11 protein-coding genes are annotated in these 12617 nt (G+C 66.0%); 4 read left to right on the forward strand and 7 right to left on the reverse strand.

Going from position 1 to position 12617, the window contains the following annotated elements; genetic code table 11:
* Window positions 1-7 precede the first annotated feature (7 nt).
* The gene (locus tag NU1_RS16570) at window positions 8-973 is read left to right on the forward strand and encodes an alpha/beta hydrolase fold domain-containing protein (protein ID WP_245720152.1); all 966 of its coding nucleotides are present in this window, start codon (window positions 8-10) and stop codon (window positions 971-973) included.
* Here the strand turns inward: NU1_RS16570 and NU1_RS16575 are convergent.
* From NU1_RS16575 to NU1_RS16595, 5 genes are read right to left on the reverse strand one after another with little or no spacing between them, the layout of a single operon-like run.
* On the reverse strand, window positions 956-2515 hold the full coding sequence (locus NU1_RS16575) for a dolichyl-phosphate-mannose--protein mannosyltransferase (RefSeq protein WP_084521496.1): 1560 nt from the start codon (window positions 2513-2515) through the stop codon (window positions 956-958). The two genes, NU1_RS16570 and NU1_RS16575, sit on opposite strands and share 18 nt — an antisense overlap.
* A gap of 21 nt (window positions 2516-2536) precedes the next feature.
* Window positions 2537-3688: an NAD(P)/FAD-dependent oxidoreductase gene (locus tag NU1_RS16580; RefSeq protein ID WP_067522407.1), complete on the reverse strand. Its 1152-nt coding sequence runs from the start codon at window positions 3686-3688 to the stop codon at window positions 2537-2539.
* On the reverse strand, window positions 3685-3870 hold the full coding sequence (locus NU1_RS16585) for a rubredoxin (protein WP_067522409.1): 186 nt from the start codon (window positions 3868-3870) through the stop codon (window positions 3685-3687). The genes NU1_RS16580 and NU1_RS16585 overlap by 4 nt, the downstream gene beginning before the upstream one ends.
* Window positions 3863-4051, reverse strand: coding sequence for a rubredoxin (locus tag NU1_RS16590; protein WP_067522411.1), 189 nt, complete (start codon window positions 4049-4051; stop codon window positions 3863-3865). The genes NU1_RS16585 and NU1_RS16590 overlap by 8 nt, the downstream gene beginning before the upstream one ends.
* Window positions 4051-5271 carry an alkane 1-monooxygenase gene (locus NU1_RS16595; protein ID WP_067522413.1) on the reverse strand — a complete coding sequence of 407 codons (1221 nt, stop codon included), beginning with the start codon at window positions 5269-5271 and terminating at the stop codon, window positions 4051-4053. Before NU1_RS16595 ends, NU1_RS16590 begins: the two co-directional genes overlap by 1 nt.
* A gap of 105 nt (window positions 5272-5376) precedes the next feature.
* Between NU1_RS16595 and NU1_RS16600 the strand changes: the two genes are divergently transcribed.
* Both NU1_RS16600 and NU1_RS16605 read left to right on the forward strand, forming a co-directional pair.
* Window positions 5377-5973 carry a TetR/AcrR family transcriptional regulator gene (locus tag NU1_RS16600; RefSeq protein WP_067522625.1) on the forward strand — a complete coding sequence of 199 codons (597 nt, stop codon included), beginning with the start codon at window positions 5377-5379 and terminating at the stop codon, window positions 5971-5973.
* Between the two features lie 207 nt (window positions 5974-6180).
* Window positions 6181-8580, forward strand: coding sequence for an MFS transporter (locus NU1_RS16605; RefSeq protein ID WP_067522415.1), 2400 nt, complete (start codon window positions 6181-6183; stop codon window positions 8578-8580).
* 77 nt (window positions 8581-8657) lie between these two features.
* On the opposite strand, the gene NU1_RS16610 is transcribed toward NU1_RS16605, so the two are convergent.
* Window positions 8658-9320, reverse strand: a complete 663-nt coding sequence (locus NU1_RS16610) for an HAD-IA family hydrolase (RefSeq protein WP_067522627.1) — start codon at window positions 9318-9320, stop codon at window positions 8658-8660.
* A gap of 65 nt (window positions 9321-9385) precedes the next feature.
* On the reverse strand, window positions 9386-10726 hold the full coding sequence (locus tag NU1_RS16615) for an ABC1 kinase family protein (RefSeq protein ID WP_371859797.1): 1341 nt from the start codon (window positions 10724-10726) through the stop codon (window positions 9386-9388).
* A gap of 336 nt (window positions 10727-11062) precedes the next feature.
* Between NU1_RS16615 and NU1_RS16620 the strand changes: the two genes are divergently transcribed.
* Window positions 11063-12613 (forward strand): acyl-CoA carboxylase subunit beta, encoded by a 1551-nt coding sequence (locus NU1_RS16620; protein WP_067522419.1) that lies wholly within the window; start codon window positions 11063-11065, stop codon window positions 12611-12613.
* The last annotated feature ends 4 nt before the right edge of the window (window positions 12614-12617 follow it).

Consider the following 12617-nt stretch of genomic DNA (forward strand, 5'->3'; position numbering starts at 1 on the left):
GGCCAGTATGGTCGAGGCCGCGGGAGTCATCGCGGATTCGCTGGAGGTTATGGTGCCGAGCTTCACCAGTCGTGTGGTCGTTCCGGGATTTCTCCGGGCCACCCGGGCCAACCGGGCGCTGATCAGCGCCGAGGGAGCCCGCGAACGCATACGCGAACGCACCCTCCGCCCCCTGCCCTACGGCCCGCCCCGGCGACTGCGCTCGGACGTATCGGTATCGGTCGACCGCGAACCGGGCTGGCCCGTCTACACCGTCGCCCCGAAATCGGGCCGCGCCCGCGGCTGCGTCGTCTACACCCACGGCGGCGCGTGGGTGAACGAGATAGCCCCGCAGCACTGGTCCCTCGCCGCCGATATCGCCGCCCTCGCGGGCACCACCGTCGTGGTCCCCATCTACCCGCTCGTCCCCTTCGGCACCGCCGGACAGGTAATCCCCGCCATCGCGGATCTGGTGCTGGCCAACAGATCTCGCCACGGCGACGTCTGCCTGGGCGGAGATTCCGCGGGCGGCCAGATCGCCCTGTCCACCGCGGTCGCGCTACGCGACGAACACCGAATCACCCTGCCCCGCACCGTGCTCATCTCCCCCTCCCTGGACCTGTCGATGAGCAACCCCGAAATGGATGTCGTCCAGCCCAGCGACCCCTGGCTCGGCAAACCCGGCGCCCGTGTACTCATCGACGCCTGGCGCGCCGACCTCCCCCTCTCCGACCCCCGCGTCAGCCCCCTCGCCGCCGACCTCGCCGGCCTCGGCCCCCTCACCATCTTCTGCGGCACCCGAGACATCCTTGTTCCCGATACCCGCCTACTCGTCGAGAAGGCCCGAACCGCAGGCGTCGACGTCGACTACCACGAGCAGCACGGCCTGGTCCACGTGTACCCGCTGACCCCCACACCGGAGGGCCGCGCCGCCCGCCGCGTGATCGTCGACAGCCTGCGCGGGGCATTCAGCCCGTCATCGCCAACTCGGTAACCACAGCTCGTTGTTCCAGGTGGTGACCGTGATCGGGGTACCCGTCAGGATGGGGTAGAGCCAGACGAAGTTGGCTACGACCAGGCCGAGATACAGGCAGACGATGAGCAGCCCGATACTACGACGTTCACTCGACTCTCTTGCTCTACCGAGGATCTCACCCAGGATGAGGGCGAGCAACATGATCAGGAACGGGGCCATCGCGGTCGCGTAGAAGTAATACATCTGGCGGTCGAGGCTGGCGAACCAGGGCAGCCAGCCCGCGCCATAGGCGGTGAGGAGTGCGGCGTAGCGCCAGTCGCGGCGGGTGAGTGTGCGCCACAGCGCCCATGCCAGAACGGGGAAAGCCAGCCACCAGATGGCGGGTGTGCCGACCAGCATGACCGCTTCGACACAGGAAGAGCGTCCGCAGCCGGTGGTGTGGGTGGGTTCGGGAAAGTGGTAGAGCATGGGGCGCAAACCCATCGGCCAGGTCCACGGTTTGGATTCCCAGGGGTGCTGTTGCCCGGATGAATTGGTCAGGCCCACATGGAAATCCAGTACCGACGCACTGTTGAACCACAACGATCGCAGCGCGTCGGGAACGAATGCGAACGGGCCATCGGCTCCGATCCGTGTGCCTACGGCATGGCGATTCACACCTGCCTCACTGGCGAACCAACCGGCATAGGACGCCAGGTACAGCCCGACCGGAATGACGGCCAACGCGTACGCGGCGGGTGCGGCGTCGCGGATCGCCACACCCGCCCAGGGGCGGGCGACGCGGTAAGCGCGACGAGCCGCCACATCGAAACCCAGACACAGTAGGACGAAGAACACCAGAAAATACGCGCCCGACCATTTGGTGCCACAGGCCAAGCCCAAACAGACGCCCGCGCCGAACCGCCACCATCGGACACCGAGCCGAGGACCGAACGCACTCATCAGCATGCGATTGTCGAGATCCACCGACGCCAGGCGTGCGCGCACCTCATCGCGGTCGACGATCAGGCAACCGAAAGCGGCGGTGATAAAGAGCGCCAAGAAGATATCGAGCATCCCGATCCGCGACGAGACGAAGAGAACCCCGTCGGCGATCATGAGGATTCCAGCGATAGCGCCGATCAATGTCGAACGGGCGAGGCGGCGCACGATCCGTACGACCAGCAGAACCAGTAGTGTCCCCGCGACCGCCGCGGAGAACCGCCAACCCCAGGCGTTGTATCCGAAGACCGCCTCGCCGAGCATGATCGCGAACTTTCCGACGGGTGGGTGCGCGATCACCGGGTACGCCGGATTGTCCTCGATCCACATGCCATTGGTGAGGATCTCCCACGCGTGCGCGGCGTAGTACTTCTCGTCGAACATGGGCGTGCCGCCGTCGGTGGGATGACCCAGTCCTACGAAGCGAGTAGTCGCCGCCAGCAGCGTCAGGACAACGGTGACGTACCACCCGCGGCGAGTGTCCGTCGGCCTCGTGTCGAGCGCCGGACGCAGCCGTGCCGGACCGACAGATGGCACGGCGGCGCGCTGATCGATCCCTCCCCACACCGTTGCGACCATACGGAAGGAATCCTCGAGCCGTTAGCGCACGGTCCGAATTTCCGTCCGGGCCGCGCGGATATCGGCGGGGCGGCCGATGGCTATGGCACCGACCAAGTGGTCATCGCGCCTGGCGTACACCGTGACGTCGGGTGTGCCGAGAACTCCGTGCACCTCCAGGTCGTCGGTCGGGGCGATGCGGCCCGCGAATTGGAGGTTGAGGCCGTATTGAATGGACCAGCCCCAGGGGGCTTCGGTGGGTGGGATCGGTAGGCCGAGTATGGATTTCGCGGCGGCGGTGCCGTGGGTGAGAGCGCTGTTCCAGTGTTCTTCGCGGTGGTGGGTGCCGGTCGCGGGGTCGTAGCGGGCGGCGGCGTCACCGGCGGCGAAGATTCCAGGGGCCGAGGTGCGGAAGTGGCTGTCGACCAGGATGCCGTTGTCGACGGCCAGTCCGGCGGCGGTGGCCAGGTCGGTGTTCGGGATTGCTCCGATGGCTACGAGTGCGGTGGCGGCGGACCAGGTTCGGCCGTCGGCGGCTGTCGCGATGACGCCCTCGTCGGTGTCCACGAGGTGGTGCAGGTGTACGTCGGGGTGCAGGTCGACGCCGTTGTCCGCGTGTAGTTTTCGGTAGTACTCGCCGATCGCGGGTGGGGCGATGCGGTCGAGTGGGGTTGGTCCGGCGTGGATGACGGTCACCGCTATACCGAGGGTGCGGGCGGTGGCGGCGACTTCGCAGCCGATCAGGCCCGCGCCGATGATCAGGAGTGATCCGGTGTCGTAGAGGGCGGCACGCAGTGGGGCCACGTCGGCGCGAGCGCGCAGGGTGTGGATATTGCGGGAGGGGTCGCAGAGTTGGCGGGGGCGCGCGCCGGTGGCCAAGAGCAGGCTGTCGTAGCCGATTTCGGTGCGGTCGGCCAACCGGACGTGCGCCCGATCGGGATCGATGCCCTCCACTGTGGTCGCGGGTCGCACATCGACATGCAATGCGGCCCACGACTCGGCGGATTCGAGGAGGGCGCGCGGTTCGTCGGCTGTTCCGGCGAGCATTTCCTTCGACACCATGGGGCGGCGGTACGGCAGGCCGTCCTCCGCTCCCAGCAGCACGATCTCGGCCGAATAGCCCTCGCGCCGAAGGGTTTTCGCCGCAGTCGCTCCGGCTACCCCCGCGCCCACGATCACGATCCGGCCGGTCATGCGCGGCTGACCTCGACCATCTCGAAATCGGCCTTGGCCGCGCCGCAGTCGGGGCAGGACCAGTCGTCGGGGATATCGGCCCAGCGGGTGCCGGGGTCGATGCCGTCCTCGGGCCAGCCGAGCGCTTCGTCGTACTCGAAGCCGCACTGGATGCAGCGGAACAGTTTGTAGTCGTTACTCATGGGTGGGTCCTGATGTCGCGGAGGTGGATTCGAAGTCGAGCTTTTCGCGGACCCCGCAGTCGGGGCAGCACCAGTCGTCCGGGATCGCCGACCAGACGGTGCCCGCCGGGAAACCCTCACGGGGTGCGCCGACGGTTTCGTCGTAGCGGTAGTCGCAGACGGGACAGCGGTAGGTGGCCATCAGCGCGCTCCGTACCGGGCGAGGACGCGCGCACGCTGGCGGGGCTCGATATTCACGCGGGTGATATCGCCCCGGTAGTGGTCGAGGACGCGGTGGTCCATGACCTTGCGCCACAGCGGCGGGAAATAGGCCAGGCCGATCATGCTGGCGTAACCGCTGGGGAGGTTGGGAGCGCCGTCCATACTGCGCAGGATCTGATAGCGCCGCGTGGGATTGGCGTGATGGTCGCTGTGCCGCTGCAGGTGGTACAGGAAGATATTCGTGACGATGTGGTCGGAATTCCAGCTGTGTTCCGGGGTGCAGCGTTCGTAGCGGCCCGATGCCGTCTGCTGCCGCAGCAGGCCGTAGTGCTCGAGGTAGTTCACCGTCTCCAGCAGGGAGAAGCCGTAGATCGCCTGAATAACCAGGAACGGCAGCACCATCGGGCCGAAGATCGCGGCCAGCGCGCCCCACAGCACGACCGACATGAGCCAGGCGTTCACCACATCATTGCGAATACTCCACGGCGACTTCCCGATCCGCTCCATGCGCGTCTTCTCCAACCCCCACGCGGAGCGCAGACTCCCCCATACGCTGCGCGGCAGGAAACTCCAGAACGATTCGGCGAAGCGGGCACTGGCCGGATCCTCCGGGGTTGCGACGCGCACGTGGTGGCCACGATTGTGCTCGATATAGAAGTGGCCGTAGAAGGTTTGGGCGAGCGTGACTTTCGACAGCCAGCGCTCCAATTCGTCCTTCTTGTGGCCGAGTTCGTGAGCGGTATTGATGCCGACACCACCCATGACTCCGATACTGAGCGCCAGGCCGATCTTCGACGCCAGGCCCAGGCCGCCGTCGATACCGAGCCAGGACAGGTCGTCGGCGGTCCACAGGTAGCAGGCGTAGATGACACTCAGCAGCTGGAACGGGATGTAGGCGTAGACGCAGTAGCGGTAGTACCTGTCGTTCTCGAGCTGTTCCATCACCTCATCGGGTGGGTTCTGGCCGTCCGGACCGAAGAGGCGGTCCAGCAGCGGCAGCAGGACGTAGACCAGCATCGGGCCGATCCACCACCACACCGGGGATGCGGCCTGCCAGCCGAGTTGATTGAAGGCCCACACCAGGCCGGTGGCGAGTCCCACCGCGGTCGGCGCGACCAGGCCGAACAGCCACAGGTAGCGCTTGCGATCACGCCATTGCGACGGCGCGGGCAGCTGCTCTCGGGTTTGAGATGTCGTCATTGTCGATCTCCTATTTACACTTCGCGATGAAGTGTATTCATTACATACACATTGCGTATGTCTGTCAATATTGGAGCGTCTACCCGGCTCATGTACGATCGCGGCATGGCTGCAGCGCCGAACTTCCAGACCGAGATGCGCCAACTCCTGCGCGAGCGCGTAATCGATACCGCGCGCCGCCTGGTCGTCACCGAGGGCTGGGGCGCGGTGAATATGTCGCGCGTCGCCAAGGAGGTGGGCGTCAGCCGCCCGGTGCTCTACAAGGAGATCGGCACCAAACAGGATCTGGCCGATGTGGTCATCCGGCAGGAAGTCGACACATTCCTCTTCGGTATCGCCGAGAGCATGGCCGCGCACCCGGCTGATCTGCTGGCCGGACTCGATGCCGCGGTCGAGTACACGCTGCGCACCGGCGCGGACAACACACTGCTCAAGGCCGTACTGGCCGGGCGTTCCGACGCCGACACCAGCCTACTGCCGACGATTATGACCGAACCGGATCCCGTACTGGGACGAGCTATCGCGGCGATGACCGCCGGGCTGCGCGCCCAGTACGGACTCGCGGAACTTGCCGATACCGCCCTGGAGTCGCGGACCGAAACCCTTGTCCGCCTTGCGCTCAGCCACCTGTTCCAGCCGATCGGACCGATCGAGCGCGCCGTCGAACAGATCCGCCTGGTGAGCGTCTCTATCTTCGGTTGAGAACCGGCGGTTGGTACCGGCGGATTCGCCAAGGGTTACTATTCGAACACGCTGACCGACGGTTTCCATGGGGGAAGTTCCGGAAACCGGTGGGTCACATGACGGTTCAGGCCCGCACCACACAACCTGACCGACGTTCTACCGGCTCGGCTCTCGTATCGCGATGTTCCACCATGGATACCCGACGATCTGAATTAGGGCCCCACTATGACCAATTCGACCATTGAGGTCGCGGCACCGGAGATCGTTCCGGCGGCACCGGCAGCGCCGCTCTCGCACCGGCGGATCCTGACGATCCTGTCTGGTTTGCTGCTGGCGGTTTTTCTGGCGGCGCTCGACCAGAATATCGTCAGTGTCGCAATCGTGAAGATTGCCAATAGTTTGCATGGATTCGAGGAGCAGGCGTGGGCAACCACGGCATACCTCATAACCGCGACTATCGCGACACCGTTGTACGGGAAACTGGCCGATATCTTCGGCCGAAAACCGCTGTACCTCATTGCCATCGGCGTATTCGTCCTCGGGTCGGCGGCATGCGCGTTCGCCACGTCCATGTATCAACTGGCTGGCTTCCGCGCGATTCAGGGCATCGGCGCGGGTGGGCTGATGTCATTGGCGCTGACCATCATCGGCGATATCGTGCCCGCGCGGGAGCGGGTGCGATACCAGGGCTACTTCATGATGGTGTTCGGTGTCGCCACCGTGATCGGGCCGGTGCTGGGCGGATTCTTCTCCGATTACGAGGAACTCCTCGGATTGGATGGGTGGCGGTGGGTGTTCCTGGTGAATGTGCCCATCGGCGCGCTGGCATTGGCGGTGGTGGGCAAATGGCTCGATGTACCGTTCGCGCGGCAGCGGCAGCGCATCGACTGGATGGGCGGTGTGGCACTGGCCCTTTGCGTGGTGCCGCTGCTCGTGGTGGCCGAGCAGGGGCGCGATTGGGGCTGGGATTCGCGGCGGGCGCTGGTCTGCTACGGCATCGGGGTGGCGGGGGCGCTACTGTTCCTGCTCATCGAGGCCTTGATGGCCGATGCCGCGCTCATTCCGCTGCGACTGTTCCGCAGTCGCACCTTCAGTGTCGCCATCGGAGCCGGATTCATTGTGGGTGTGGCGATGTTCGGTGGCATCACCATGGTGCCGCTGTATCTGCAAGTCGTGCGCGGTTATTCGCCGACCAAGGCCGGGCTGCTCATGCTTCCGCTGGTCTTGGGCATTATGGTCGGCGCCCAGATAGCCGGACTCATCACCAAATTCACCGGACGTTACAAGGTCCTGCCGATTGTCGGGACCTTTGTGATCGCGGTGGGGTGCGCCCTGTTCGCGCGGGTGGAGTTCGACAGCCCGATCTGGCAGATCATGGTCTACACCACGGTCATCGGCTTCGGCCTGGGCGGTTGTATGCAGACGCTGATCATCGCCGCCCAGAATGCCGGCCCATCAACCGATATGGGTGTCTCGACCGCATCGGCGACGTTCTTCCGACAGATGGGTGGCACCCTCGGCGTCGCGGTCTTTCTCACCATCCTGTTCAACCTGTTGCCCGATCGCATTGTCGACGCCTTCGGCGGACAGCTGCCACCCGGTATGGATCCCGCTGAGCTGGAGCGGATTCGGAGCAATACCTCCGGTCTCGCCGCCCTGCCCGCCGAGCTGCGCGATCCGATTCTGATCGGCTTCACCAATGCGCTGCACGGCGTTTTCTGGGTGGCCACCGCGGCCTCCTTGCTCGCCTGCCTGGTGCTGGTGTTCATGAAAGAACTTCCCCTGCGAGATGCTCCGGCTCCGAGTGCGGCACCCCTCCCGACGGCAAGTGACGGCCTCGACCCCGACGCCATCCTCATCGGCGGCGCCATCCGCGATCGCGACGACCGCCCCGTCCCCGACACCGTCCTCACCCTCATCGACCAGTACGGCCACCAGGTCTCCCGCACCACTGGAAACTCCCGGGGCGACTACACAATCGGTGCGCCCGAACCCGGCGGCTACGTCCTGATCGTCTCCGCCAACGGCCACCAGCCCAGCGCCGTCAGCGTCACGGTCGGCCACCGCCCCCAACAACTCGATCTCGCCCTCCCCGGGTCGGGCGAGTTGACCGGTATGGTCCGCTCCGCCCTGCGTGGCGATCCCCTCGCCGGCGCCACCATCACCCTCACCGACCCCGAGGGCAACGTGGTAGGCACGGCGGTAACCGCCGAAGACGGTAACTACATCTGCCACGGCGTAATCTCCGGCACCTACACCCTGGTGGCGGTGGCCGACCACATGCGTCCCCGCGCGACAACCCTCACCATCCCCGACAGCGGCATACTCCGCCACGACATCGAACTCGCCCCCATGGCTGTCCTGTCCGGCTGGGCCTGGGCCGACGAGGGCTGCCCGGTTCCCGGCGCGCAGATCACAGTCCTCGACACCGCGGGCGACGTCACCGCCAGTGTCCACACCGACGCCCACGGCCACTACCGGGTCGCCGACCTCCCCGAGGGTGATTACACCATCGTGGCCCGAGGCTTCCCCCCGGTCAGCAATCGCGTCACCGTCTCCGGCGCGGAGGTCACCCACGATGTGCGCCTGGGCTATTGGACCGACGAACCCCTCGCCCGCCGCTGAGCCGCCCGGCTTTTCACCCGTAGGTGTCGTCGCCGAGGCGGCGCAGACACCGCGCAGGGGGCGGCTGCGGGCTGCACTCAGCTGGTCACGTGCACCGCGATCGCACCGTCGGTCAGCTCCTCGACACGGATCTGGGTCAGGTCGCGGATATGAGCGGTCGGGCCGCAGGCGGCGGCGCGGGGGCCGACGCCGACGACACGCATACCGGCCGCTTTTCCGGCAGCGATCCCGGCCTCGGAATCCTCGAACACCAGACAGTCTTCGGGCGGTAGTCCCAGTTCGGCGGCGGCCTTCAGGAAGCCCTCGGGATCCGGTTTGCTGACCGTGACCGATTCGGAGGTGATGAGGATCGGCGGTATCGGCAGACCGGCCGCGCCCATGCGGGACTCCGTGAGGGCGAGGTTCGCCGACGTAACCAGGGCATGGGGGACGCGCGCGATGGCCGCCATGAACGCGGGCGCACCCGCGACCGGCACCACACCCTCGACAACGGTGAGCTCTTCCGCCAGCATGCGGGCGTTCTCGGCGAAGTTCACCTCCACGGGGCGGTCCGGGAGCAGTTCGGCCATCGTCGCCCAGCCCTGACGCCCGTGCGCCACCGCCAGCACATCCTCGGCGCGGAGGTCGTGCGCGGTGGCCCAGCGCCGCCACAGCCGCTCCACCACGGCATCGGAATTCACAATGGTGCTGTCCATATCGAGGAGCAGACCGCGGGTGGTGAGCGTAGCGGTAACCGTCATGCACTGGTTATAACCACTATTCACCTGCCACGCAACGTGCCGCAACGCGGCCGTCGGCCGCGCCATCAGTCGACGGGGAGCTCCAAGCCCAGTTCGGCGGTCTTGGCGGCTACCTCGTCGGCGAAGATATTGCGGAAGAGGTAGAGGTCCCTGCCCAGTTTCCAGCCGGGGGCCAGGGCTACGGCGTAGCGCTCGAAGTAGCCGAGTTGTTTGCCCATGAGGATGAGCTGCTGGGGGCCGGAAGCACCACGTCGCTTACCGAATTCGAGCAGGCGGGCCGAGACCACGCCCAGGTCGAGTTTATCCAGACTCCCGGACAGCACCGGTCCCAGCGCCACGGCCAGCTGGCGGCCGATCGTCGCGTCGTCGCCGCTGTCATCGGAGACGAGATCCAGTTTGCGCAAAGCCCTTGCCACGGGCCGGAAGTCATTGTCGATCGAGCTGGCGTAGAAGAGCGCGCGGACGAATTCCCGCCATTCGTTCTCCATGCGGCCGACAATGCCGAAGTCGAGCATGGCCACGCGACCGTCGTCGAGGAGCCAGAGGTTTCCGGCATGTACGTCGCCGTGGAAGAGTCCGTGTACGGCAACGCTTTCCATCCAGGCCTTGACCAGGCGGCGGATCAGGATCTCCGGTTCGGGGTGGGCGGTGCGGATATCGTCGAAGCGGTCCATGGGAACGCCGCGCATGCGTTCCATGCACAGCACCTTCGGGCCGCAGTAGTCCCAATACACCTCGGGGACCGCGACATTGGTGTTGTCGCCGAAGGCTTCCAGGTTCTTGCGGGCGCGGGTCTGGTTATCGGCTTCGATGAGGAAGTTCAACTCCGAGACGGTGGCCTCGTACAGATCTCGCACCACGCCTTCGGCATTGGCGACGCGGGCGTTCTCGGAGCGCTTCTCCATGGTGCGGGCCAGGCGCTTGGCGGCACGCAGATCCACGATCATGCGGCGGGCGATATCGGGGCGCTGCACCTTCACCACGGCGGGGCGGCCATCGGCCAGGACACAGCCGTGCACCTGCGCCATGGACGCCGCCGACAGCGGCTCGTCGTCGAAGGACAGGAACAGTTCCGAGATCGGCTTGCCCAGATCGGCCTCGATGGTCGCCTTGGCCTGTGCGGCCGAGAAGGGCTTCATATCGTCGAGGCAGCGCAGGCAGGCATCGGCGAATTCGCGCGGGAACGCACCGGGCGAGGAGGCGATGAGCTGACCCAGCTTCACGAACAGCGGGCCGAGATTCTCGAAACCGTCGACCATGCCATCGGCGACCGCGCGGCGGCGCTTGGCCGGCCGCAGGCCCTCGCGCAGTACCCGCTTCGCAATGGATCCGCCGAGGACGCTGCCGATGATCGCGGTCCGCTTCATCTCCGCGAACCCGTAGGTGTCCAGGTTCGGCCGGATCACCTCGTACGCGGACGCATCCGCTCCACCGACCACGTGATCGCCCGCCACTACCGCACTCACCGTCGTAGCCGCCCCTTGTTCTCGTCGGATTCGGCGCGTTTCCGCCGCCGGTCTTGGTCGAACATGCTGGTCTTGTTGAACATGCTGCTGTTGTTCGAACGCAAAGTGTACGACCGGATGCGCCCACCCGACCGGTCGGCAGGCCGTCCACGCTCCCGTTCAGTGGTTCGGTGGGGGCGGCGCACGGTAGCGTGGCAGGCTGGCGGTCGCAATCCGGCGCGCCGACAGTGACCGATACGGGTCACGAACCTGATGGTGGAAAGGCAAGACCGAGGTATGACGCGCACACAGGAGAAGCTGTCGGAACTGCGCAAGCTCCTGGAGATCGCCGAAGAACCGGCCGGTGAGGCCGCGATCGAAAAGCGTAGAAAAAAGGGCATTCCCAGCGCTCGAGAACGCGTTCGCATGCTCTTGGACCCGGGCACCTTCGTGGAAATGGGCGCGCTGATCAAGCAGCCCGGCAGCACCAGCGCCACCTACGGCGACGGCGTCGTCACCGGCCGCGGCTATATCGACGGCCGCCCGGTGGTGGTGATCTCCCACGATCAGACGGTGTACGGCGGATCGGTCAGCGAGATGTTCGGCCGCAAGGTCCGGGCCGTCATGGAATTCGCCTACAACAATGCCTGCCCCGTGGTGTGCATCAATGACTCCGGCGGTGCGCGCATCCAGGACGGTGTCACCTCCCTCGCCTGGTACGCGCTCATGTGCAAGCTGCAGGAAGACCTGTCCGGCTATGTGCCGATGGTCGCCATCATGCTGGGCAAATGCGCGGCGGGCTCGGTGTACGGCCCAATCAATATGGACACCCTCGTCGCCACCGAGGATTCCTACATGTTCGTCACCGGTCCCGAGGTCATTCGCGGCATTACCGGCGAGAACGTCACCGCCGAGGAACTGGGCGGCGCCCAGGCCCTGCAGCGCAACGGCACCGTCCACCATGTCGCCAAGACCGAGCAGGACGCCTTCGACTGGGCGCGGGAGTACCTGTCCTATCTGCCGTCGAGCTGCCTGGAACAGCCCCCGGTCGTCAATCCGGGCCTGGAGCCCGAGCTCACCGATACCGACCGCGAGCTGGACCGGTTCATTCCGGACTCCGACAAGGTCGGCTACGACATGCACGACATCCTGCTGCGCATCTTCGACGACGGCGCGTTCCACGAGATCAGCTCCGGGACCGCACAGAACCTGATCACCGGTTTCGCCCGCGTCGACGGCCGCCCGGTGGGCGTGATCGCCAATCAGCCGATCGTATTGGGCGGTGCGCTCGACGCGCTGTGCTCCGATAAGGCGGCGTACTTCATCCGCCTCTGCGATGCGTTCAATCTGCCGCTCGTCTATGTCGTCGACACCCCGGGCGTGTTGCCGGGCGTCGAGGAGGAGCGCAACGGCGTCATCAAGCGTGGCGGTCGTATGTTCCGCGCGCTGATCGAGGCGACCGTCCCGATCATCACCATTGTGACCCGCAAGGCCTACGGCGGCGGTTACGCGGTGATGGGCTGTAAGCAGCTGGGCTCGGATATCAGCCTGGCCTGGCCGACGGCACGGCTCGCGGTCATGGGCGCGGAGTCCATGATCAGCATTGTCGGACGCAAGCAGTTGGCCGCGGCTCCGGAGGATCAGCGCGAGGCCATGCGCGGTCAGATGATCGACTTCTACAACGCCACCGTCGCCACCCCGTGGACGGCGGCCGAGCGCGGCTACATCGACGGTGTCATCGAGCCGTCGCAGACCCGTCTGGAGATCCGCAAGGCACTGCAGTTGCTGCGCGACAAGAACGCCGTGCGCAAGCCGAATCCGCGCAAGCACAATCTGTTCCCGATGTGAGTAG

The sequence above is a fragment of the Nocardia uniformis NBRC 13702 genome, from assembly GCF_001613345.1.
In the GTDB taxonomy this organism is placed as follows: Bacteria; Actinomycetota; Actinomycetes; order Mycobacteriales; family Mycobacteriaceae; genus Nocardia; species Nocardia uniformis.

Bases quoted from the DNA above. Each gene is read 5' to 3' on its own strand.
- NU1_RS16620 (WP_067522419.1), top strand. From the start codon at position 11,063: ATGACGCGCACACAGGAGAAGCTGTCGGAACTGCGCAAGCTCCTGGAG.
- NU1_RS16570 (WP_245720152.1), top strand. From the start codon at position 8: ATGGTCGAGGCCGCGGGAGTCATCGCGGATTCGCTGGAGGTTATGGTG.
- NU1_RS16605 (WP_067522415.1), top strand. From the start codon at position 6,181: ATGACCAATTCGACCATTGAGGTCGCGGCACCGGAGATCGTTCCGGCG.
- NU1_RS16575 (WP_084521496.1), bottom strand. From the start codon at position 2,515: ATGGTCGCAACGGTGTGGGGAGGGATCGATCAGCGCGCCGCCGTGCCA.
- NU1_RS16600 (WP_067522625.1), top strand. From the start codon at position 5,377: ATGGCTGCAGCGCCGAACTTCCAGACCGAGATGCGCCAACTCCTGCGC.
- NU1_RS16580 (WP_067522407.1), bottom strand. From the start codon at position 3,688: ATGACCGGCCGGATCGTGATCGTGGGCGCGGGGGTAGCCGGAGCGACT.
- NU1_RS16595 (WP_067522413.1), bottom strand. From the start codon at position 5,271: ATGACGACATCTCAAACCCGAGAGCAGCTGCCCGCGCCGTCGCAATGG.
- NU1_RS16590 (WP_067522411.1), bottom strand. From the start codon at position 4,051: ATGGCCACCTACCGCTGTCCCGTCTGCGACTACCGCTACGACGAAACC.
- NU1_RS16610 (WP_067522627.1), bottom strand. From the start codon at position 9,320: ATGACGGTTACCGCTACGCTCACCACCCGCGGTCTGCTCCTCGATATG.
- NU1_RS16585 (WP_067522409.1), bottom strand. From the start codon at position 3,870: ATGAGTAACGACTACAAACTGTTCCGCTGCATCCAGTGCGGCTTCGAG.